General features: G+C 37.2%; 26 protein-coding genes. 22 read left to right on the top strand and 4 right to left on the bottom strand.

Going from position 1 to position 20,857, the window contains the following annotated elements; translation table 11 throughout:
* Positions 1-11: 11 nt before the first annotated feature.
* The 18 genes from H624_RS0105110 (at position 12) to H624_RS11655 (ending at position 14,576) form a co-directional block, all read left to right on the top strand.
* On the top strand, positions 12-434 hold the full coding sequence (locus H624_RS0105110) for a DUF3168 domain-containing protein (RefSeq protein WP_026866626.1): 423 nt from the start codon (positions 12-14) through the stop codon (positions 432-434).
* Positions 435-974 carry a hypothetical protein gene (locus H624_RS11630; RefSeq protein ID WP_051220484.1) on the top strand — a complete coding sequence of 180 codons (540 nt, stop codon included), beginning with the start codon at positions 435-437 and terminating at the stop codon, positions 972-974.
* A 58-nt stretch (positions 975-1,032) separates the two neighbouring features.
* A complete protein-coding gene (locus H624_RS0105120; protein ID WP_026866627.1) occupies positions 1,033-1,527 on the top strand; it encodes a tail assembly chaperone in 495 nt (164 codons plus the stop codon).
* A gap of 92 nt (positions 1,528-1,619) precedes the next feature.
* Positions 1,620-1,877, top strand: a complete 258-nt coding sequence (locus H624_RS12195) for a hypothetical protein (protein ID WP_051220485.1) — start codon at positions 1,620-1,622, stop codon at positions 1,875-1,877.
* Between the two features lie 23 nt (positions 1,878-1,900).
* On the top strand, positions 1,901-5,014 hold the full coding sequence (locus H624_RS12200) for a phage tail protein (protein ID WP_051220486.1): 3,114 nt from the start codon (positions 1,901-1,903) through the stop codon (positions 5,012-5,014).
* Between the two features lie 108 nt (positions 5,015-5,122).
* A complete protein-coding gene (locus H624_RS0105135; protein ID WP_026866628.1) occupies positions 5,123-5,947 on the top strand; it encodes a phage tail family protein in 825 nt (274 codons plus the stop codon).
* 48 nt (positions 5,948-5,995) lie between these two features.
* Positions 5,996-7,663, top strand: coding sequence for a carbohydrate-binding protein (locus H624_RS0105140; RefSeq protein WP_026866629.1), 1,668 nt, complete (start codon positions 5,996-5,998; stop codon positions 7,661-7,663).
* A 14-nt stretch (positions 7,664-7,677) separates the two neighbouring features.
* Positions 7,678-9,579 carry a phage tail spike protein gene (locus tag H624_RS0105145; protein WP_026866630.1) on the top strand — a complete coding sequence of 634 codons (1,902 nt, stop codon included), beginning with the start codon at positions 7,678-7,680 and terminating at the stop codon, positions 9,577-9,579.
* The gene (locus tag H624_RS0105150) at positions 9,572-9,895 is read left to right on the top strand and encodes a hypothetical protein (protein WP_026866631.1); all 324 of its coding nucleotides are present in this window, start codon (positions 9,572-9,574) and stop codon (positions 9,893-9,895) included. The genes H624_RS0105145 and H624_RS0105150 overlap by 8 nt, the downstream gene beginning before the upstream one ends.
* 72 nt (positions 9,896-9,967) lie before the next feature.
* Positions 9,968-10,324, top strand: a complete 357-nt coding sequence (locus H624_RS0105155; protein ID WP_156889145.1) for a hypothetical protein — start codon at positions 9,968-9,970, stop codon at positions 10,322-10,324.
* Between the two features lie 4 nt (positions 10,325-10,328).
* A complete protein-coding gene (locus H624_RS0105160) occupies positions 10,329-10,592 on the top strand; it encodes a hypothetical protein (protein WP_026866633.1) in 264 nt (87 codons plus the stop codon).
* Complete coding sequence (locus H624_RS0105165; protein ID WP_026866634.1) at positions 10,589-10,837, top strand: SPP1 phage holin family protein; 249 nt, start codon at positions 10,589-10,591, stop codon at positions 10,835-10,837. The genes H624_RS0105160 and H624_RS0105165 overlap by 4 nt, the downstream gene beginning before the upstream one ends.
* Positions 10,838-10,891: 54 nt before the next feature.
* Positions 10,892-11,074, top strand: coding sequence for a hypothetical protein (locus H624_RS12205; protein WP_026866635.1), 183 nt, complete (start codon positions 10,892-10,894; stop codon positions 11,072-11,074).
* Positions 11,067-12,467, top strand: a complete 1,401-nt coding sequence (locus tag H624_RS12210) for a glucosaminidase domain-containing protein (protein WP_051220487.1) — start codon at positions 11,067-11,069, stop codon at positions 12,465-12,467. Before H624_RS12205 ends, H624_RS12210 begins: the two co-directional genes overlap by 8 nt.
* A 240-nt stretch (positions 12,468-12,707) precedes the next feature.
* Positions 12,708-13,331 (top strand): hypothetical protein, encoded by a 624-nt coding sequence (locus tag H624_RS0105185; RefSeq protein ID WP_026866636.1) that lies wholly within the window; start codon positions 12,708-12,710, stop codon positions 13,329-13,331.
* Positions 13,328-13,498 carry a hypothetical protein gene (locus H624_RS12580; protein ID WP_156889146.1) on the top strand — a complete coding sequence of 57 codons (171 nt, stop codon included), beginning with the start codon at positions 13,328-13,330 and terminating at the stop codon, positions 13,496-13,498. The genes H624_RS0105185 and H624_RS12580 overlap by 4 nt, the downstream gene beginning before the upstream one ends.
* Complete coding sequence (locus H624_RS0105195; RefSeq protein ID WP_026866637.1) at positions 13,495-14,124, top strand: type II toxin-antitoxin system VapC family toxin; 630 nt, start codon at positions 13,495-13,497, stop codon at positions 14,122-14,124. The genes H624_RS12580 and H624_RS0105195 overlap by 4 nt, the downstream gene beginning before the upstream one ends.
* A 77-nt stretch (positions 14,125-14,201) precedes the next feature.
* Positions 14,202-14,576, top strand: coding sequence for a YolD-like family protein (locus H624_RS11655; protein WP_051220488.1), 375 nt, complete (start codon positions 14,202-14,204; stop codon positions 14,574-14,576).
* A 125-nt stretch (positions 14,577-14,701) separates the two neighbouring features.
* On the opposite strand, the gene H624_RS0105205 is transcribed toward H624_RS11655, so the two are convergent.
* On the bottom strand, positions 14,702-14,971 hold the full coding sequence (locus H624_RS0105205; RefSeq protein WP_026866638.1) for a hypothetical protein: 270 nt from the start codon (positions 14,969-14,971) through the stop codon (positions 14,702-14,704).
* A 62-nt stretch (positions 14,972-15,033) separates the two neighbouring features.
* Here H624_RS0105205 and H624_RS0105210 point away from each other — a divergent pair, with 62 nt between their 5' ends.
* The 3 genes from H624_RS0105210 (at position 15,034) to H624_RS0105220 (ending at position 17,434) form a co-directional block, all read left to right on the top strand.
* Positions 15,034-15,864 carry a hypothetical protein gene (locus tag H624_RS0105210; RefSeq protein WP_026866639.1) on the top strand — a complete coding sequence of 277 codons (831 nt, stop codon included), beginning with the start codon at positions 15,034-15,036 and terminating at the stop codon, positions 15,862-15,864.
* Positions 15,865-16,345: 481 nt separating this feature from the next.
* A complete protein-coding gene (locus H624_RS0105215) occupies positions 16,346-16,606 on the top strand; it encodes a hypothetical protein (RefSeq protein ID WP_026866640.1) in 261 nt (86 codons plus the stop codon).
* Positions 16,607-16,714: 108 nt separating this feature from the next.
* The gene (locus H624_RS0105220) at positions 16,715-17,434 is read left to right on the top strand and encodes a deoxynucleoside kinase (protein WP_035856135.1); all 720 of its coding nucleotides are present in this window, start codon (positions 16,715-16,717) and stop codon (positions 17,432-17,434) included.
* 33 nt (positions 17,435-17,467) lie between these two features.
* Here H624_RS0105220 and H624_RS0105225 read toward each other — a convergent pair whose 3' ends face one another.
* Together H624_RS0105225 and H624_RS0105230 are read right to left on the bottom strand one after the other, a co-directional pair.
* On the bottom strand, positions 17,468-18,511 hold the full coding sequence (locus H624_RS0105225) for a C45 family autoproteolytic acyltransferase/hydrolase (protein WP_026866642.1): 1,044 nt from the start codon (positions 18,509-18,511) through the stop codon (positions 17,468-17,470).
* Positions 18,512-18,778: 267 nt separating this feature from the next.
* Positions 18,779-19,642, bottom strand: coding sequence for a VOC family protein (locus H624_RS0105230; RefSeq protein WP_026866643.1), 864 nt, complete (start codon positions 19,640-19,642; stop codon positions 18,779-18,781).
* A gap of 129 nt (positions 19,643-19,771) precedes the next feature.
* Here H624_RS0105230 and H624_RS0105235 point away from each other — a divergent pair, with 129 nt between their 5' ends.
* Positions 19,772-20,101, top strand: coding sequence for a winged helix-turn-helix transcriptional regulator (locus H624_RS0105235; protein ID WP_035856138.1), 330 nt, complete (start codon positions 19,772-19,774; stop codon positions 20,099-20,101).
* Between the two features lie 59 nt (positions 20,102-20,160).
* On the opposite strand, the gene H624_RS11660 is transcribed toward H624_RS0105235, so the two are convergent.
* On the bottom strand, positions 20,161-20,730 hold the full coding sequence (locus tag H624_RS11660) for a thermonuclease family protein (protein ID WP_051220489.1): 570 nt from the start codon (positions 20,728-20,730) through the stop codon (positions 20,161-20,163).
* Between the last annotated feature and the right edge of the window lie 127 nt (positions 20,731-20,857).

Below are 20,857 nucleotides of genomic sequence, written 5' to 3' on the forward strand. Positions count from 1 at the left end.
GAGGTGGCTCAATGAGCAACTGGGTGTCAGCACATTACAATTTATACAATGCACTGTTTAACCACTTATTGCAGTCACCTTTTAAAGCTAAAGTGACTGGTATATACGACGGCATGAAAATGGACTTAGTGAAGCCTTATGCCATTCTTGGGGAAACGGACGTTATCGAGTCTGAATCATCAACAGGCATGTATGAGGATATTGCTGTACAAATGCACATATACGCTGATGGCAAACCTGAGTGTCGTGAGTTATTAAGAATGTTGAAGTATTACGCAAAGCAAAAGCCGTTTACATTAGACGGTTATGAAATAACAAAAGTAAGACTATCAAACGAACAAGTGATGAACGACATAGACAATAAAACATCGCATGGTGTTTTGAGGATTGTTTATACGGTTCGCCACAAATTATTATTTGAAAGGATGAGTTAAATGGCAGTAGATAAATGGACTTTACTAGGAATTCCTGCAAATGTACCAACTTCACAAGCAACTGCAGAGAATTATGTATTAACAGGTACTAGCGAGTTTTCTCATGAAATGGAAAATGAACTAAGAGAATCAATCAAAGGTAACCGCAAAGATTGGAGTGGCGGTGTTGTTGAAGAAACAATATCAGTAACATTCCCGTATGACCCTACGTTTACGGCTGATAGAGATTTTAAAGAAGCATGTAAACATGGTCGTCAAATGAGATTCTGGATTATCGATAACACATTGATTGGCGATGGTGAGAATGCTGTACACAATTCAACATTCGCTTATGTGATTCCTGAATCACGTTCGTTATCAGTAGATGATGAAGAAGATAACATCGAAGTATCACTCAAAGTTAAATTGAACTCAGCTGATGGTGAAGAACCTAAACTTCCAGATGAGATTTTAGATCCATCACTTGCTGGACAAGTTGCTTACGAAACTATCGGTCAAGAAACTGGCAACTTAGAAACAGTAGAATCACAGAACATTTAATACAAGGGTGGCGTTTGCCACTCTTTTTTATTTATCTATTTTGAAGGGATTGTATAACATGACTGAATCAATTACTGAAATCAGAATTAATGACAAGATTTTTAAAGCAAAAGGTACTTATTTATTTGGTAAGACTGCTAAAAAATATACTACAAGTGAAGTAGATGAAGAAACTGGTAAGAAGCTAGAAACAGATGGTGTCACTTCAATTTTTATGGGATTGATGCAACAAGATCCAGATAAACTGATTGAGTTTTGGCATAGTGCGACTTCACATTACCTAAAAGAGCAACCATCTTTTGAAGAAATCGCTCTAGCAATTGAAGATATTGCAGAAAAAGAGGATTTAAAACCTTATTTTGTGGGTGCACTACGCTTATTAAATGAGGGCGGTTACTATAAGGGAAAATTAAAGACCTTATGGTTTATGATGGAACGTTCTACACAAACGAAAAATCAAGAAGAGAAGAAGAAGGCGGAGGAATCCAAGGAACTGTTCAAGGAACTGTACGAAGAAATAACAGGCAAACCGCCGTACAACAGCAAGGCTTAGACTTTGATTATGTAATCGAAAAAACAATACAGCTAATCGGTTATATTCCCGTACCTGAATTAGAGTTGCTCACTCCACATGAGTGGGAACAAATGATTAAAGGTGCTAGGCATAGACGGTTAGACGGACTTGAAGATATGCGCACACAATCAATTATGTTTGCTCAATTAAACAACGGTAAAAACGTTAAGCAGATCAGTAAGAAAATTGAAGAAGAACGTGCGCTGATTAATCAATCTAAATCTGATTATGAGTATGAAAAACAACAAAAACGTAAGCATGCACGTGCCACAAGAATGGTACAACAAAGAGCATTGCAACGTTGGTTAGATAAAAAACAGTCAAAATAGATAAATAAGAAAGGAGTGTAGCGATGGATGATGTGTCAAGGTTTGTAGCTGAAATACAAGCTGATATTAGAGACTTTGAACGTAAGTTGAAACGTGCGCAAGCTCAAGCAGCAGCATTACAGGATGAAGTTGAAGTAGAAGTTGATGCGGACATTAGTCGCTTCAGACGTGGATTGCTACAAGCAGAAGCCATGTCACGTATTTTTTCACGAAAAAATATTGAAAAGAATGTTGTCCTTAGATTCAAAAATGCTAGACAAAATTTAAGAAACTTCGTCACAGAAGTAGACAACATGAACGATAACTTCCAACATGAGTTAATGCGACTGGCGAAGATGATATCTGCAGTAGGAACGGTACTAGGAAACATGGTACGTGGAACATTGGTTGCATCATTCAGTGCTTTAATACCGATTATTGCAGGTCTAACATCAGCGGTAATGGCGTTAGGTAATGCAATTGGTGTGACTGCAGGTAATTTAGCAGGTTTCCTCGGTGCAGTTGGTATAGCATTTGCTGGTGCTGCTGCATACGGTGGTTTGGTTGCATCTGTACTTGCTAGATACAATGATGAAGCTTTTGAAGCAACTGAAGCATCTCGTGCATTTACACGAGCTTTAGAAAGCATTAAATCTGTATGGAATGGAATAGTTGATCAGAACATCGACAAGATATTCATGCAAATGGGTCAAGCAATATACGCTGCTCAATTCGCATTGGAAGGTCTAACACCATTCATAAACCAAGTGGTCGATTCCATGACGAGAATGACAAATGAGTTGAAAGCATTCGTGCAAGAGTCTCCGACAATGCTTAGGTTTTTTGACAATATGAACTCAAAAGGTACAGCAGTTTTTGAGAACATCATTCGTGGACTTGGTCGGTTTGGTCAAGGCTTAATTGATATGGTCAACGCCGCAATGCCTTTAATTGAATGGGTAGCAGAGGGTTTCAATAACTTAGGTACTCAATTTGCTGAGTGGGCATCAAGAATGGCAGAAACGAATGGTTTTCATGATTTCATAGCATATGTTCAAGAGAATATGCCTAAGATTGGTAAGATATTTGGTGACTTTTTCCTAGGAGTTATCGATTTATTCGCTGCATTCGGTGAGAACAGCTCGACAGTTTTAGATGGATTACAAAATATGATGGAACGCTTTAGAGAGTGGTCGTCCACAATTAAGGAATCAGACGGATTCCAAAAGTTTATCGACTATATCCAAACTAATGGACCAACTGTAGTAAGTTTGATTGGAAACATCGTGATGATGGTTGTCAACTTCGCAACTGCCATGGCACCGATTGCACAGATTGTATTAAATGTTGTGACTGCAATTACTGGATGGATATCTGAATTATTCAAAGCGAATCCAATTGTTGCACAGATTGTAGGGTTAATTACAACCTTAGCTGGTATATTGATGATATTAGCTCCAGCATTCATATTTGTAAAAGAAACTTTAATTCCTTTTATAGCTACTTTATTCAGATTTTTAAAGATAGGGACTTTAGTTAGAGGGGTAATATCCCTACTAGGTAGAGGACTTTCTATGCTATTAGGTCCAGTAGGATGGGTTATAACTGGAATACTTTTATTAGCTGAAGCCTTTGTTACTCTTTATCAGAATGTCGAAGGATTTCGAAATATTGTCAACTCAGTTTGGGAGTTCGTGACCACATTCATTCAAGAAAGAATTGCATTAATCATTGAAACTTTTAATCAATTTAGAGAACAAGGACAGGGAATATTTGAAGCAGCTTGGAATACGATTGTTACGATCATTACGGAAGGATTAGCTCAAACTTGGACTGCAATCACGACTTGGATTTCAGAAGTTATTACAGCGTTTATTGAGTGGGGAACTGGAGTTGTAGAAAGTATAAGAACAGCTTTAATGGCTTTTGGTTTAATTATTCTCACAAAATTACTTGAAGCTAAAACCGCCTTTACAACATGGATTTCTGACATAATTACAGGTATTATCGATTTTGGAATAAATTTAGTGACTACTATTACTAATGCATTAATTCAATTCGCTACTGCAATTTTGACTAACTTAACGACTGCATACAATAATTTCATCACTTGGATAACTAATGTCATAACAAGCATTATACAATTCGGTGTAAATCTAGTGACCACAATCACAACAGCATTAGTTCAGTTTGCAACTGCAATTGCGACAAATCTCGCTACAGCATTTACAAACTTTACAACGTGGATAGCGAACGTGATTTCTAGCATCATTAGCTTTGGTGCAAGCATCATCAGTAGTATCGCTTCAACAATGGCATCATTCGTGTCCAGTATTGCAAGTGGTTTAGCGAGTGCGATTAGCTCGATTGCATCATTCATCGCATCTGGAATCAGTGCAATCATCAGTTTTGGAGCGCAAATTGTCTCCACAATCGTTAGTGCGATGGCTAATTTCGTGAGTTCTATTGCCAGTGGAACGGCTAGTGCGTTAAGCACAATAACAAGTTTTATAGCTTCAGGAATTAACGCTATTGTATCCTTTGGTTCTCAAATCGTATCTACGATTGTTTCTGCAATGGCTCAATTCGTGTCCGCAATCGTTTCTGGCGGAGCGCAGGCAGTGAGTGCAGTAGTTTCAATGGGAAGTCAAATCGTGTCCTCTATTGCAGGGTTTGTAGGCAATATGGTAAGTGTTGGTGCTGATTTAATCAGCGGTTTAATACAAGGTATAAAAAGTATGGCAGGTGCAGCAGTAAATGCAGCTAAATCTGTAGTCGGTGATGCAATTGCTGGTGCTAAAAACTTACTTGGAATTAACTCTCCATCACGTGTGTTCCGTTCATTCGGTGAGTACACTATGCAAGGTTTGGAAATCGGTATTAACCGCATGGCAAATCGGGCAGTTGGTGCAGTAACAGATGTAGCTAGGGATATGACAAACTCGTTTGCACCGGACTTAACGACTACCGCTGATATAGATAGTCAGATTGGAAACTTCAACCGTGAGCTACGCAGTACAGTGGATGCAGACATCCAATCCGGCATTGAAACACAACGCCCACAAGTCAATGTGACTGTACGAAATGAAGGCGATGTTGAGATGATCCGCAGTTATATTCAGGAAGAAGACGGAATAGATGAAAGTCTAGCATTCTAGGAGGTGCTTTAAATTAAGACAGTCGATGCAGAATTAATTAAAAATGGCACATCGTATTTAGTGTCGGACAACAAATTGACAGGCACCTCACTAGAGGTGCTTTCTTTTATGTCTTCAGGCATTAAAAAACGGACAGGCAGTGAGTATTCAGATGGACGACCCGGAAGGATTAATTACCATTCAGAAGACGAATACAGAACGATTACTTTATTAGTACAGTCCACAGCACACGATATGCAAGACATCGCGCATTTAAGAGATGCGGTTAATGAATTGTTTGATGGCGAACTGATGCTGCGTGAGATGCGTATCAAAAGTGTGGAAGTTGAATACGAAAGTGTGGGGCAACGCACAGGTGAACTTCAATTAGAATCGACTGAATACGTCAATGGCAAGCAAATAAAAGTGACTATGGTAAATAGTCCTGAAGTAGACGACACAACGCTTGTGAGTATGTTTACAGTCGAATTCGAAACAATAGAGTTACCTTACTTCGAAACGATTTACACCACACTAGAACTCCATGACAGCGGTTATTCATCAGCGGTTGAAAAATACGGATTAGTCGATAATATCGATGACGAAAAAGTGAAGTACCGGTTTACTGAAAGTAATTTCACTGTATACAACGCAGGTAACGTGACTGTTGAGCCGGAGAGTATGTATATCTCGTTGTTATTTTATTACTGTTCAATTCCTAACGGAAAAATGACAGTTAAAAACTTAACCACAGGCGACACATTAATAATAAACAGCACAGAAAACAGGCGACACATCAGACAGGACGGCATGGTGTTTACTATTGGTGCTGTAAACCGTTTCAGAGATACAAATAGAAAATTCATCAGTCTAGCGCCTGGTGACAACAGATTTGAAATCACAGGCGCTACATTTGATGAAGCGAGAATAGACTTTAAATATTATTATAAATAACTGGAAGTCATCTATTTATAGGTGGCTTCTTTTTAATGAGGTGAAGGAATGAAATTAAATAGAACACCGTCCTTGCATGACAGGAAATGGCGCAATGAAGAAAATGAAAACTGGCGAAAAATTGAGGAATCATCAGGTAAAGTCGATTCCGTTATTTCAGAAGCGGAAAAGACATTAACGGAAGCGAAGAAAACTAACTCAGAAAATAAGGATGTTCAGAATCAACTGGATAACTTGGTAATCGAGAGTGGAAACGCTAATGCGGAAGTTTCACAAGCCCGTGGCGATCACGCTTTATTAAAAGAGCGTTTTGAAGATATAGAAAGTAAACGTGGGGACTTTGTCTTTACTTCTAATTCATCGCAACCGCCAAAAAAGGGTTTCAGCACAAACACTTATAAATTAGTCAGAAAAATAGATGCGGATAACATCGAAGTGTTTCAGAAAACAACCTCCGGTTATGTCCGTTATTTATTTAGACGAAATACAGGTGGCAGCGGTTATGGTGTAGATTACGAAGCATTAAGGATTGTTAGAGCAGAGCCAATATCAGACATCGGGTTATTTAAGAAAGTGAACGCACCAACCAGTGGGACAGTCAGCAGAACATTTAGCACGGAAGGTATTACAGCAGGTCTAAGCAACTTTTTTGACAGCTACAATGCGAGTAGCGAAAAATTCGCACCAAGCACAAATGGAGAGTTAGTTCCGTGGACGATTGCTACAGGTGCTTCAGTAACCTACCGAGTTGATAAACCGCTTAACGGTAAAATTAATGTAGTGTTCTTTAGTCGTCAAAATTATACAGGAAATGACACTGTAAACATCAAAATAAATGGACGTGTCGCTAGAACAGTGACAATTGACGATAGCTTTAACCAGTCATTTAAACGTTTCGATATTCCAGTCTTTGAGCGAGCAACATCAACAGCCAGTCCCTTAGATATTACGATAGAGAACACGTCATCTAACGAGGTCTATATATGCGCCATTAATTTACTGAAATTAAGTGAATATGCCGGGGAATCCGTGGATTCTTATTTCGCAATGGGTTCGAGCCTACACCCATTTATATCAAACTCCGGTGCGAGTGACTACGCTTTCAGAAACGCTGAAAACAATCAGTTATTCGGATCGTATCATGGGGGAGAGGTCAACGCTAGATTGGATGTTATGTGGCGAGATAGTTTCCACGATAGACAGACTTACGTTGACTTTGAAAGTATTGGAACGGATAAGTGGGCAGTGATGTCCAATTTCTCATTCAGACAGTCTACTGTATTAATTGGGCGGGCATATATGCGTGTGGATAATGATTTCAATACAGATGGCACGTTGCAATCTTACTTTTCTTATTCGTTGCTACCTAATGTAGACCCAATTCCGTTAAGCACTATTTGGGTAGCGATTGTGTGTACTGATCCGAATTTTAGAATTGTACGTTATCCTTTTTATAGCCCGGGTACAGATACAGGACATCTGTATTTCGATGCAACAGAAGGCTATGTTATACAGGAAACTCCGGCAGGTAATCAGCAAGTTCATACGCGTTACTCAAGATTTAACAATGAATATGTGGGTGACCCTAAAGCGAGTAGTATTTCTCGTGCAACTTCATATCATAAGCTGTACTATGCGCCAGTGAGAAACACAGATGAGTTGGTATATCCGAGTGTGTTCCAATTTAGCAGAGCGATTGACTGTTTTGTCTATTAAGGGGATGTGGTTAAATGCTGTTTGCAAGAGATTATGAAAACAATGAATATCCGATATTAGCAAAGAAAATCGTCACATCCGAATTGAACGGAAACGAAGATTTAGAACTGCACATCCCGCAGCAGAAAAACAACAACTTAGATTTACTTAGTATAGATAAACTGTGGGAATTTGATTATAACAACATCATATATAAAGCGGTAAACGTTAAACGGCAGACGAGAGGTAATAGCTTTAACTTAAATGTTAGAGCCATGCCTCTTTTTTATTGGGAATTTTCCAAGTCGATTATTCATGAAAACCACGACGGATCACACACGGCAAACAGTGCATTTAGAACAGTGTTCGATGGCTCTGGGTTTAACTTTGCGTTAGTTGACTTCAGCCCTTCAGTGACGATTGAAGGTTTCGGTAAAGGGGCAAACCGATTAGAACTGTTTAAACGTTTGCTTGACCGTTACAACTATGAATTTGAGATTCAAGGTAGAACAGTCTACATGAAGCACTTAATCGGCAACGATACGAATTATATGTACAAGTACAGACTGAACGCCAGTAACGTGTCAGAAAATATCGACGCGAGCAGCATGTTCACGTATATCCGTGGTTTTGGTGATTTTGAAGAAGGCGAAGAAGATTACTTTAACAATGCGGGGCTACAAGACGATTATCTTTCTCCACTCGCAGAAATAGTTACCAAGCCAGGTCAACTACCGGATGAAGGACCTCCAATTGTGGATGGTCGTATAACGCAGGTGGATACACTTAAAGAAGCTATGAGAAAAGCGGTCGAAGAATCACTTGCAATAACGATAGAAGGTACTCTGCACGATGTTAGACAAATGGGATACGACATAGCAGTGCCAGTTAAAGGTGACAGGGTGTGGCTGCATGACGAACGTATAAACTTAGAACAGGAAGTACGTCTGCACAAGATCGTGACGACATACGACGAGAAGGATAATATCATCGCTTGTGATGTCACATTTGGCAGTCAGTCCATTGGCGAAAGACACAAGGCGAATATCAATACGTTATCTAAACGTTTTGCAGACTTACTCACAGGTAAGTTGAAACTACCGATTATCAGTTTAGAACAAATCGGCATGGATATGATTAACGCTATTCATGCAGCTTCGTCCGAAATTATATTCGGTGACTTCGGTATGCAAGCGATTAGCAAAACGAATCCAAACCATGTATTCGGAGTTAATAGCGAAGGTTGGTATATATCTCAAGATGGCGGACGTACACCGAAGACGATAGCAACTGCACAAGGTATATACGCTGATGCACTATTTGCTGGCACGTTGTGGCTGACGAATGAAATGAATATCGAATCAGCGGACGGCTATTTGAATGTAACGGGTAGTCGTTTTGTTATGCGCAGTAAAACGAACACTAATAACGCAGTCGAAATCACACCAGAAGGTGTCACTATAAACGGTTTTGATGGACGAGAATTTATTGTTGATGGTATTATGCGCGGTCAACAAGTGGCTAACATCCAACGTTTTAATTTAGAAGACAACGTGCATTATAACGGTCGGGATATGGAGGTTAACTCTGATGAATATTACGCGCTGTACGTTGTTTGGGATAGGTTTAAAGGTCGATATTTAGATTTATCGGGTACGGTTAGACTTGATAGCGCAAGCGTACACTCATTTAGACATTTTGATATACAAATTACGCGTGTTGGAACTGGAGATGTTATTGCAACGCTAAGAAAAGAAGCACATAAAACAACTGACCCTTTAGTGTACTCATGGGATTTACGTATTGATTTACAAACTTACTTCAATACAATCGTCGATTATCGGAGAATAGATTTTTATATTAATGCGAGATTGGTCAATGCGCTAGGTCAGAACATGGCATACTTCAGATTGAATCAGGGGGAATTCTATGGTTAATGTTTACGGAAATTTACGTGATGAAAACGATAACGACATTCCAGGTCGATGCACATTGTTTATTACCAAAACGGATGATAAAGGGAACATAAACGAATGCTTATCAGGTATTGCAGGTGTACCGATGACAAATGGCACAATGTTCATCGTTGATGAGTGGCTCATAGACCAGTTGGATAAAGTGCAATTTATCGACGGTACTTTAAAAGTCAAAGACGGCGAGGAACTCACACCACCAGTTAAATCCGAAAAAGAATTACAAAGAGAAGCGTTATTGAAACAGCTTGCTGAATTGGATTCACAGCCCTCGGAATAACCGCGGGCTTTTTTATTATGCAGAAAGGGGTTGTGTTATGTGAGTGAAGCACACAAAGCAGAGGTGCATAAAGTGATACGAAGGGAGAAAGTAAAGGTACTTCTGTACCCTGTCGCAATGTTCGCGCTAGTCTATGGCTTATGGATTTCTATACAGCCGTCTATTCTGCGCAATTACGACGTTTACAGGCTGATTAGCAACATCTTGGAACCGTACCAAATCGGTGGTATTTTTGTTGCTCTGGCGGTTGGTATGCTTGTGAGTTACTGGCTAAGAAGTCGCAGGTTACTATTTACCTTTACTATGATACTGATGATTATCTGGAGCGTATTTACTGTGTCATTCGTTATTTCCCCACCACCGAATACAGTGTGGCTATTATCAGCAACGTGGATGTACTTTAGCTTTGAATTAGTTAGGCGGGTGTAGCCCGATGAGTACAGAATACGTTGTCATGATTATAGTTGCATCCATCACTGCGGTAGGTGGTTGGATAGGGAATCACATCAGTAATAAGCCTAAGCGAGAAGATAGTCACATGAATAAAATCAACTTGATTATTACGCAGTATGAGGCATGGAATGAGGAACTAAAAGAGCGAAATGTCACGTTAAAAAAAGAAAACCACATTTTACGTGAGAAAGTAGATTGTCTCGAAAAGCGTATTCGAGAACTTGAAGGAGGTGAGAAGAAGTGACTCCAAAGAACAATAAGACGCAAGGTTTAGTTAGGTTGGCAGTATTAGTAATACTACTACTTAATCAAACGCTAATTAGTCTAGGTTACAATCCACTGCCATTTTCAGAAGAGCAAATATATGAAGGCTTGTCATCTGTAGCGTTAGTTGCGTCAGCGATTTACAGTTGGTGGCGCCATAACAATATCACGACAGAAGCAGAGCAAGCGCAAGTTGAATTAGAACGTAAAAAGAATCGTAAGTGAAGGGTCTACTAAACAGTAGGCTCTTTTTTATGAGAAAAATGAGGAGGCGTCATTATGACAGACCGTAAAGCAGAAGAAATTGAGTTAGATGAAGGTATTGGCGTTGAAGAAGTGCCAGAGGACGGTTTTGAAGTCGAAGAAGTAGCGCAAGGCGAGTTTATCGGACTTCCAGAAGATGAAGCAGAAGAGGACGTTATGCCTGAAGAAACTGACGAAGTGGTCAATCACGATGAGTAACTTTATCGAAGAGGTTAAACGGAACATTCCTTCAAATACGAAAATATTACCGTCTGTAATCGTGGCTCAAGCGATTTTGGAATCGGCACGTGGCACGTCGGAATTAGCTCGTAAAGCGAATAATCTATTCGGCATTAAAGGTAATTACAACGGGCAATCCTACACCGTTCGTACAAAAGAATATCTGAACGGTAGATGGACGACAGTCAACGCTGCATTTAAGAAATATCCGAGTTATCGTGAATCGATTATTGATCACGGTAACTTTTTTACGTCCACACCGTGGCGGACACAGAACTATAGAAACGTACTGAACGCTAAAGACTATAAAACGCAAGCGAGAGCGTTGCAGTCGTCGGGGTACGCTACTGACCCTCAGTACGCCAATAAACTCATTAACTTAATCGAAACAAATAACTTATCGTCATTGGACGGTAATAATGGAGGTAATAGCGTGGGATATACGATAGTAAATCAGATGAATCCAAGCATGTATAAATACAATGCGCCATACTCAATGCAACCGCTAGAAATCTGTATACACAATACAGCGAACACAGCGACTGCTAGAAACGAAGTAGCATACATGAACCGTACAGCCAACTACACGTCTTATCACGTTGCCATAGACGATAAAGAAGCAGTACAAGCGATTCCATTTAACCGTAATGCTTTCGCAGCAGGTGACGGTGCAAATGGACGAGGTAACCGTAGAGCAATACACATCGAAATTTGTTACTCATTGGACGGTGGTAATAACGGACACCAATCTGCTAGATACCTTAAAGCAGAAGAAAACGCAGCGCTTTATACAGCGTATGTACTTCACCAATATGGTTGGGGCGTTGATAAAGTTAAGAAACACCAAGACTATTCAGGAAAGTATTGCCCACATGTTATCTTAGCGAATGGTAAGTGGAACTGGTTCAAAAACCGTGTTCAACAACACCTTAACGCTATTAAGAAAGGCTCATCTAGTGCGTCTAAGAAAACGACTTCTAAGCCGAAAGTGAGTAAGAAGCCACAAGGCGTTAGTGAAAAAGGGTGGAGCTTCGCAGGGACATTTGTTGCATCTGAAACGATCGTTGTACGTCGTGGTTACAAGTCTACAGGCGCACCACGTTTGCATTTGAATAAACCAGTAGCAGAAGGTAGTTATCTACGTCCAGGCGACTTCATTAACTTTGACCACGTATGGTTCGCAGATGGCTACTGGTGGGTACGCTTTAAGTATCCAGGCAGAAAAGATAGTAACTACTACTTTGTTCCGCTTGGTGTCCGTAATCCAGCAGTATCGTTTGGTAAAGCGAAACTGTGGGGTAAACTCACGAAGTTGAGTACGAAGAAAGACTCGAAAGTGCTAGATTGGCATAAGAAGAACGCAATAAAATAAAAACATCATAAAACAAGTGTAATCAATACTAAAAACTACAATATAGTGATTTAACAAATACCATTTAAGATTAAAACACCCCTCAAACAGTTACTGGAATGGCTGTAAGAGGGGGTATTTTTTATGCCATTTTTAAGATTTTCGCAATTTCTTATTCATAGATTGCGATGAAAATCTGTTATTTTTTCTATTTGTAGTCTAATATAGATATTGATAGAAAGAATATGGAGGCGAAAAATTATGAAAACCATTGAGGTGATTTTTCCAGCTAATATCGGGGATATGTCAGGAACTAAGGCGAACACAATTAGAAGTGTCATTGACAATGTTCTTGAACCCTTACAAAGAGATGTGACACACACATCAAAAAAATTAGATTTCAATATAGATGTAAACCCACAAACTTTTAGAATTGGCACAAGTACAGGAATCGAAGAAAGTTTTCTTGATACTCCTGCATCAGAAATTATTGCAAAAGTGACAAGCGAAATATTTAAAGCTCTACTACATGACTACACAGGAAATGTGGAAGTAGTTTACACAGTTACCAATGAGTTGAATTACAATTGGATTGAAAATAGAACTCAGTTCTCAAACGTGGATGGAATCAAATATTCAGGGTATAAACTATCTTATCAGAAAGATGGTTTCCTGGGTGATGTTTTAGTTCAACCTGATTATAACCAAGGTCTTGAAAAAGATATTAAAGAAACATTTTTCCAAGCTATTATGAGAAACTCTAATTTAGCCAATACAAACATAAAAGACTCTCAAGGTATAGAAGATAATATCAGTGAGATTATTCGAAGAATTGAAGGTGTCTATAAAGACGCTAGTAAATTTTTGAGTGATGATGTACTATGAACGCACTGAAAAGAAGAGAAGAAATTTTAACGAAAATAAAACAAAAAAGAGAAAAACAAAAAACTGACACTTTTAGAGAAAAAAATAAAAACAAAAAGTATAGTATAGATTTTAATAAAAATATATATGATGAATTACTATTCCGCAGTAGGGAGGGAGATAAATGAACAATCCCAACCCTAATACTAAAGCTTTCTCTATTAGAACATCTGACGGCATTACCGCAGATCAAATAGATGATTTATCATACGTGGACACCAATTTTTTGCTCGACTTAAACAACAAAAATTCTAAACACCATTCATATTGTACGGATTTTGTTGCGTTAATGGAGGAAAATGATAAATTTATCGCATATTCAAGTTGGGTAGAGAATGAACTGAGTAGAATTTTAAGACTCCAATATGCAAGAACATATTATAAAATTGATAGAATCAGCGATATAGATAAGCTGCCTTTAACAGATAGACAACTCATAAATCAAACTGCATTTTCTGAAGCTGAACAATTAATATCTTCACTTGATCATATGTCTCTTAATGTAGGATCTCCTAGCAGTAGCGCTAATGAAGAAGCAAAGAATATAAGTATCCAATCAGGAATGCAATTTGATGACTCTCTTCACATCTCAGTTGGTCTGGAAAATGGCATCAATAGTTATATCACAAGTGATGGAGGCTTCTTAGATTTTAGAAACGGTAAAAACAATATAAATATTTATGGGGCAAGCCAAACTATAAGTGACCTATATAAAAAAGAGCCTGATAAAAACAGACTAAAATTCGAATTTTAACCACCTCACAGCAGGTGGTCTTTTTTATCTTTACATACCAAACATACGTTCGATATAATTACTCGTGAGGTGATTATATGGACTATCGTGAGCTCCCACAATCGGAACTAAACAGTAACATCCCACAAGGTCGAGGCATGATTAAGTGGGCACCGTTTGCCACTATGCCCGAGCAGTATGAGAATGTGGATAAGATGATTGAGGCACAACTACACGTGCCAGAGCCAAGCTTAACAGAGGACTTACTACAAGCCTTAGAGTTAAAGTTACGTGAGTTAATCGACTGTAATGTTGTATTGCGATATTGGTCCGTTGGTTATGAGTACCAGATCGAGTGCAAGATAGAGTATATAGACAATTGGAGTAGGGTGGTTAGTGTATCGAAAGATGACCACATTATATATGTAGAATTTAAGCATATATATGAAGTGAGACGGTATGATTATATTTAGCTTATTCAGACGAACATTTAATAATTCGTTTATATGAGCGAATGTGGTATAATATAGGTTCACAAAAATAGCGTTCATGGGTAAACCGCCTCTGAGGGAAGTCAGGGCGGTTGTTTAAATGTATATTATTTTGCAAAACGAAGACTTCTTTCAGCTACCCTAAGTACATCATCAGGTGTAACATTTTCTTGAACCCCATTTTCTTTGGAAAACAGTACGATTATATCATTGTTAAATTCTGAAGACTCATTTAAATTTTGATATACTACCGTCAATACAGTTTGTTTTGAAGTATCATAATATAATCTCGCAGCAGCTGAAGACTCATTGAATAGAGTGATTTGAGTTTCTAAATCACTTTTTGAGTTATTAATAATATTATCTATTTTAATCAATCCTCCAATATCTCAATTATTATAGTATAATATATTTACTGCTTATAGGAAAGGGGATATACATGGTAATTTTTAAAGAAAAAACATTGTCCGTTAACTTTGAAGACTTAAAGCTACACCATATAAAAGAAGCTCATCCTAATATTTTAAAAGTTATACATAAAGGGGTAAGTTTCCAATTCAAAATTATTTTGAAAAATAACACAGATAATTTAGTTGTATTCTTTAACGGTGCTTATGATCCGGCAAAGAATCAACCTCCAATATTCGCCAGAAGTAGTTGGTACAGAGACTATAATGCGAATTGTATATTTGTAGATGATCCAACGGTACATGATAATGAAATCACTGTAGGTTGGGGTATCGGTGATAAAGATGTATATTATTTCCCCTTGATGAGTGAGGTTATTATTAAGTTATCAAAATTTTTAAAAGTCTATCCTAAGAAAACAGTATATTACGGTTCATCTGCTGGAGGATTCATGTCATTAGCTGCATCAATTTTGCATAAAAACAGTACTGCTGTTATTAATAATCCTCAAGTACATGTTAGAAGTATAAGTCAAGGTGGACGATATTATAATTTAATTAATTCTAATTTCGCCGGTCTCAATGAATATAGAATACAATCGATGTTCAGTGATCGATTTAATGTAATTGAGCAAATGCATAGAGCAAAATATATACCAAAGGTTTTTTATTTACTTAATAGAGATAGCAGAGAAGACGTTGAACTTCAATTTAGAATTTTTGAAGAATACGTTAAAAGTAGACCTCAGGAAGATAAAGAGAAAATTGAATATATATTATACAGTTCTGATGGTGGGCATAATGGTATGTATGATAGAGAAAAAACGGCAGCATTAATTAACAATATTTTAAAGAGTGAATAGATTTTTACAGAACTTCATTATTGTTTCTTACATATTTAAATTATGAGAAAAGGAATGTCGAGGAACAATTTCTGTTCATTTTGAAATAGACTGTATATATAGAATATACATGACTAAAGCCACCTGGGAAGAGGTGGCTTGTCAAAAAAAGCGGTAGTATAGGGAACTGAGTTTTGAGTTTAAAAGTTTTAAGCTTGGCAATATATTGTCAACGAGCGCTTGAATCCCTTGAGATATAAGACTTAGAAATTCCCTCCATCTCCGTTCTTAAAGCTTAACCAATTATGGTTAAGCTTTTTTTGATTCAATATATTTTACTAGTCATAAGCTATTTATACTGATTAATTTTTCTTATTTTTGTATAAAACTATCACTTTATTAATAGTGGACAAAATTTAACATTATAATGATTGGAACATTTTGTAATTTCTAATATTAATATTTATAAATCACTGTATAATCATTACAGGGGTGAGATTAGATGGAGAAAATCAAAAAAACTATAGAGTCAGAATCTTGGGTAATCACAGATGTGGATCAAGAGACAATCAGTTTTTATACAGATCGGTGGTCATATACTGTATTTAAACGTCCACTTTTTGGCTTTAGGATGACCATCTCATCAATAGATAGTAGCAAAATGGACGACTACATATTCAAAACAGAATCTGAACTCATTCAATTTATTAAAAAAAATAAACAGAAATGGGAGACACAAGTCTCTGGATTCAAATCTAAATAACTTCGATAATGTCGAAGTTATTTTATTTGTGAAGTTTTATCACATATTTACCCAGTGAAATGTTATTATAGTAAGGGTTTATTAAAAAAATATAACTTGGTGAATATAATGAGTATTAATAGTAAAGGTGATGGTTACTTGATTACATTAGCAGGGACAATAGGTGCTGGTAAGACAGAATGGGGCAAGGTTATTGCCAAACATTTCGGAGTAGATTTATTAGAAGAGAAGGTAGATGGCAATCCATTCTTGGCCAAGTATTATGATGATCCGGAGAGATATAGTTTCCATTTACAAGTCTTTTTCTTAAATCATCGTTTTAAGGCGATTAAGAGTGCTATGGCACATCCAAATTCTGTATTAGATCGATCTATTTATGAAGATGCAATGATTTTTGCGCGATTGCAGTTTGAAAATGGATCTATGGATAAGGATGAGTACGACACTTATCTAGAGTTACATGAGAATATGATGGAAGAATTGCATGATTTATATAAACAGCAAGTTTTATATAAAAAATCACCTGATTTAATGGTGCTCGTACATGGTTCTTTTGATGAAGTAATGAGACGTATTAGACGACGTGGTCGTTATTATGAGCAAATCGAAGGGAACCCAGGCTTACTGAAGTACTATGAAGACTTATATAATATGTATGAAAAGCAATTCTTAAGCGAGTATGAAGATAAAGAAATTTCTCCAGTTTATACAATTGATATTGATAAGATGGATATCTACGAACCAGAACATGTAAAAGAAGTGTTAGCAGGTATTGAAGAAACATTGAAAAATAATAGAGGGTTCGTTCATCCTGAAGAGCTAGAATAAAAAAAATGACAGGTGCCAATATTTTGGTACCTGTCATTTCATGTTTACGAACAGTTTATCAGAGTTAATATGTCCTTTTAATTTACTTACATTCACATTCTCACCACTGATCCATTTATTAAAGTCAAAGATAACTGGCTTTCTATCTGTACCTAAGGAGAAAAGGCTAGTTAAAGTTTTAGGGAAGTACATGGATGTGTGCAAGGTACCTGCTGATGCATCATATTTATGAGAGGCAATACCGTGTTTCATTTGATTCATAATCTGAAAAGCATCATAAGGTTTTGGCTGACCGCTTTGGTAATTGATAATATTTTGTTCACGTTCTCTAGTTTCTTCTTGTCTGTAGCGATTTTCTTCATTGAGAACATGGAAGTGATTCGTACATACATTAGATTGTCTATGGATGACTTTTCTTGGTGAAGCTTCTATTACATAAGGGATACCTGCTTGATCTTGTACCACATAAGAAAATGAATGACGGTGAGGAACCTCCTTGAGTAAATCGATTGCATCATCGACGGTTTTACACGTCTCTAAGACAAGTCTTGAGATCATGCTACATAAGAAACCATCCGAACTCTTCTTAGTATGAGTAAAGTTATAACCGATAGTTAAGCCTTTCTCATTCATCCCATCAATACGGCCTGCGATTTGCATTGAAGGACCAATCGTTGCTAAACCACGATCTGTTGGTTGATAAAAAACGTAACGACCTTCATAGCCTCTCGGATGACTATCGTAATTTCTAATGAGAAAATCCTCATCTGCAAATATAGAACAGCCGCTCACGACTAACTCCAAATAGTAGCCGCCAAATTGTTGTAAGGCAGTTTTAGTGTCTAAGTCTAAGGCATCTCTTAAGCCGTATATTTCTTCAACGATTTGTGGAGCAATTTTGTTAAGGAAATCAATTGATAATGATTCATCAGTTATAAAGTGTCTGTGCATGCGTGGTTTCCACTGTTTCTGTCTGTTCTTTAAAATAGGAGAGTCCTTTAATTTTTCACCTTGATAGCGGCCAAAATCATAATGACTGCCTCTAAACTGAACGACATCGCTGTAATATGAGTTCATGACCACACTCCTTGTTTAATAATAGTAGACATATTATAAACTGTTTTAGAAGTATCTGGAAATTATCTGCTTATAGACAAAGAGAAGCCGTACTCTGGGTCTGAGTACGGCTTCATATAATGTGCGAATATAGATTAAAGTAGCTGAAAATGATTTTTATAGAATTAATAAGAGGGGGCCTATTAATATTTAATTGATAATCATTTTCAATTACTAATATACAATTTAATTGAGAATGAGTCAACGGTAATTGAGAAAGTCTTTCAATTAACTATGACTATTTTGTGTCACAAGATGTACATGTGTCCCTGATGGATCAACAGCATCGACAAATGAATCATTAACTTCAACTTGATAACCAAGTTTTGTTAATCTTGATACTGCAGAATCTAGAACGTCTTGTGATGGGTATACTAAATCAAAATAATCGAGGCCAACTGTACCTTTTTCACTAGCAGGTGCACCCACGCCATTCCAAACATTAATTGCAATATGGTGATGATAATTTTCACTAGACATAAACAGAGCCTGTCCACCAAAACGTAGAGCAACATTTAAGCCGAGCCCTTCAGTATAGAACTCTTCACCTTTTACTAGGTTTCCAACATGTAAGTGAACATGTCCCATTATAGTACCTTCAGGTAATCCTTTAAAGTCATTTGGGTTAGGCTGATTCTTAAGTAAGTCTTCAGCGTTTAAACGGTCAGTAACCATATGCACTTGACCGTCGTTCCAAATCCATTGATCAGGATCTCTATCAATATAGATTTCAATGCCATTACCATCGATATCTTCTAAATACAATGCCTCACTAACGTGGTGATCAGCAGAACCAAGTGGCACACGTTTTGATGCTAAATGCATAGTGATTAGTGCTAAGTCTTCTCTCTTTGGTAAGAGTAGTGCAAAGTGATATAAACCGCTTGTACGGTGATTAGGACGGTCGCTTTCTGCAAGATTAATTCTTAATAGTGTGTGTTTCCCATCTACTGTGAAATCGACTGATGTCTCAGTTTTAGATAACACTTTAAAACCAATTATATTTGTATAAAAATCAGTTGATTTTTCTAAATCTTTTACATTTAATGAGACAGTGTTTGTATAAATTGCATTATTTTTATGAAATTCCATAACTATTCCTCCATTTACTAACCTTATGTAACCAAGTATACAATTATAATTACGTAATAGCAAGTAATATATTTTACTTTTATTAGGTGGTGATTTGTGCTATTATATATTGAAAGAGGAGTGATATGTATGGCTCAACACGAAATGTGTCCCCGTTTTGAAAAAGCGGTCAATATATTAAGCCAACGATGGACTGCACTATTAATCTATCAGATGATGGACGGAAACTCTCGATTTGGTGAAATTCAGTCTGCAACTGGCGTAAGTGGTAAGGTTTTATCAGATCGTTTGAAGAGTATGGAACAAGAAGGACTTATTACACGTGAGGTAATTCCAGAGACACCTGTTGTTATTAAATACTCATTAACAGAAAAAGGGAAGTCTTTAGAACCGGTACTTAAAGACATTGAAGACTGGTCTCAAAACTGGATTGAACATCCAGATAAACAAGAAGCATAAGTGAAAAACACCACATATCCTCTTTAATGACATAGTGTCATAGGATATGTGGTGTTTTATTATTCAGACCAAACGCCAACTTGATTTTGTTTCGCTTCTTCCTCAGCATCACGTAATATGTCTTCATATTTATCATTAGGAGGGTGAACGTAATCGACAGTGGCTAAGCCTTCACGTACAAGCGTTTCATTAACCATTTCACCATCAGCATAGACATATGCAAGGTAGCGGTCGTATTGATCAGTTTTTTCTTCATCGAACTCAACTGTAATTTCTTGAGCGTTATCTAAGAGTTCTTGTGTTCGTTCAAATGCTTCTTGTGCATAAGGATCATCTTCATCACCATCTCTACCGATTTCAGGTGTATTGATAATTAGATATCTAAAATTATGGGTGTCACCTTGATAGTTAAATCGTGTCGTATCACCATCAATATGTTGGTCCACAGTAACTACATTATCTGAAGAAGTTTCGGCAGATGAATTTTCGTCGTCATTACCTGCGAAATTATCGTTATAGACCGTAACACCAATAAAGAGTAGTAGGATGACTATCATTCCAGGAATACCAAGTTTTTTAAGATGTCTAGGTCTAATTAATTTGTTATTTGGTTTGTTTTTGTTAGCCATGAGAACTTCCTTTCCGTATACTTATAGTTTAATCTTATAATTCTTTAATACTGAAAACAATTGTTTATCTCATTAGAGATTTTATATATAAACCTATGATAGTAAAGAAAGTGTAAATTTGATATAA

Origin of the sequence: Jeotgalicoccus marinus DSM 19772, assembly GCF_000425825.1 — a bacterium.
Classification (GTDB): domain Bacteria; phylum Bacillota; class Bacilli; order Staphylococcales; family Salinicoccaceae; genus Jeotgalicoccus; species Jeotgalicoccus marinus.

Coding starts and splice junctions, on each gene's coding strand:
- H624_RS0105110 (WP_026866626.1), top strand. CDS start 12: ATGAGCAACTGGGTGTCAGCACATTACAATTTATACAATGCACTGTTT.
- H624_RS11630 (WP_051220484.1), top strand. CDS start 435: ATGGCAGTAGATAAATGGACTTTACTAGGAATTCCTGCAAATGTACCA.
- H624_RS0105120 (WP_026866627.1), top strand. CDS start 1,033: ATGACTGAATCAATTACTGAAATCAGAATTAATGACAAGATTTTTAAA.
- H624_RS12195 (WP_051220485.1), top strand. CDS start 1,620: ATGATTAAAGGTGCTAGGCATAGACGGTTAGACGGACTTGAAGATATG.
- H624_RS12200 (WP_051220486.1), top strand. CDS start 1,901: ATGGATGATGTGTCAAGGTTTGTAGCTGAAATACAAGCTGATATTAGA.
- H624_RS0105135 (WP_026866628.1), top strand. CDS start 5,123: ATGTCTTCAGGCATTAAAAAACGGACAGGCAGTGAGTATTCAGATGGA.
- H624_RS0105140 (WP_026866629.1), top strand. CDS start 5,996: ATGAAATTAAATAGAACACCGTCCTTGCATGACAGGAAATGGCGCAAT.
- H624_RS0105145 (WP_026866630.1), top strand. CDS start 7,678: ATGCTGTTTGCAAGAGATTATGAAAACAATGAATATCCGATATTAGCA.
- H624_RS0105150 (WP_026866631.1), top strand. CDS start 9,572: ATGGTTAATGTTTACGGAAATTTACGTGATGAAAACGATAACGACATT.
- H624_RS0105160 (WP_026866633.1), top strand. CDS start 10,329: ATGAGTACAGAATACGTTGTCATGATTATAGTTGCATCCATCACTGCG.
- H624_RS12205 (WP_026866635.1), top strand. CDS start 10,892: ATGACAGACCGTAAAGCAGAAGAAATTGAGTTAGATGAAGGTATTGGC.
- H624_RS12210 (WP_051220487.1), top strand. CDS start 11,067: ATGAGTAACTTTATCGAAGAGGTTAAACGGAACATTCCTTCAAATACG.
- H624_RS0105185 (WP_026866636.1), top strand. CDS start 12,708: ATGAAAACCATTGAGGTGATTTTTCCAGCTAATATCGGGGATATGTCA.
- H624_RS12580 (WP_156889146.1), top strand. CDS start 13,328: ATGAACGCACTGAAAAGAAGAGAAGAAATTTTAACGAAAATAAAACAA.
- H624_RS0105195 (WP_026866637.1), top strand. CDS start 13,495: ATGAACAATCCCAACCCTAATACTAAAGCTTTCTCTATTAGAACATCT.
- H624_RS11655 (WP_051220488.1), top strand. CDS start 14,202: ATGGACTATCGTGAGCTCCCACAATCGGAACTAAACAGTAACATCCCA.
- H624_RS0105210 (WP_026866639.1), top strand. CDS start 15,034: ATGGTAATTTTTAAAGAAAAAACATTGTCCGTTAACTTTGAAGACTTA.
- H624_RS0105215 (WP_026866640.1), top strand. CDS start 16,346: ATGGAGAAAATCAAAAAAACTATAGAGTCAGAATCTTGGGTAATCACA.
- H624_RS0105220 (WP_035856135.1), top strand. CDS start 16,715: ATGAGTATTAATAGTAAAGGTGATGGTTACTTGATTACATTAGCAGGG.
- H624_RS0105225 (WP_026866642.1), bottom strand. CDS start 18,511: ATGAACTCATATTACAGCGATGTCGTTCAGTTTAGAGGCAGTCATTAT.
- H624_RS0105230 (WP_026866643.1), bottom strand. CDS start 19,642: ATGGAATTTCATAAAAATAATGCAATTTATACAAACACTGTCTCATTA.
- H624_RS0105235 (WP_035856138.1), top strand. CDS start 19,772: ATGGCTCAACACGAAATGTGTCCCCGTTTTGAAAAAGCGGTCAATATA.
- H624_RS11660 (WP_051220489.1), bottom strand. CDS start 20,730: ATGGCTAACAAAAACAAACCAAATAACAAATTAATTAGACCTAGACAT.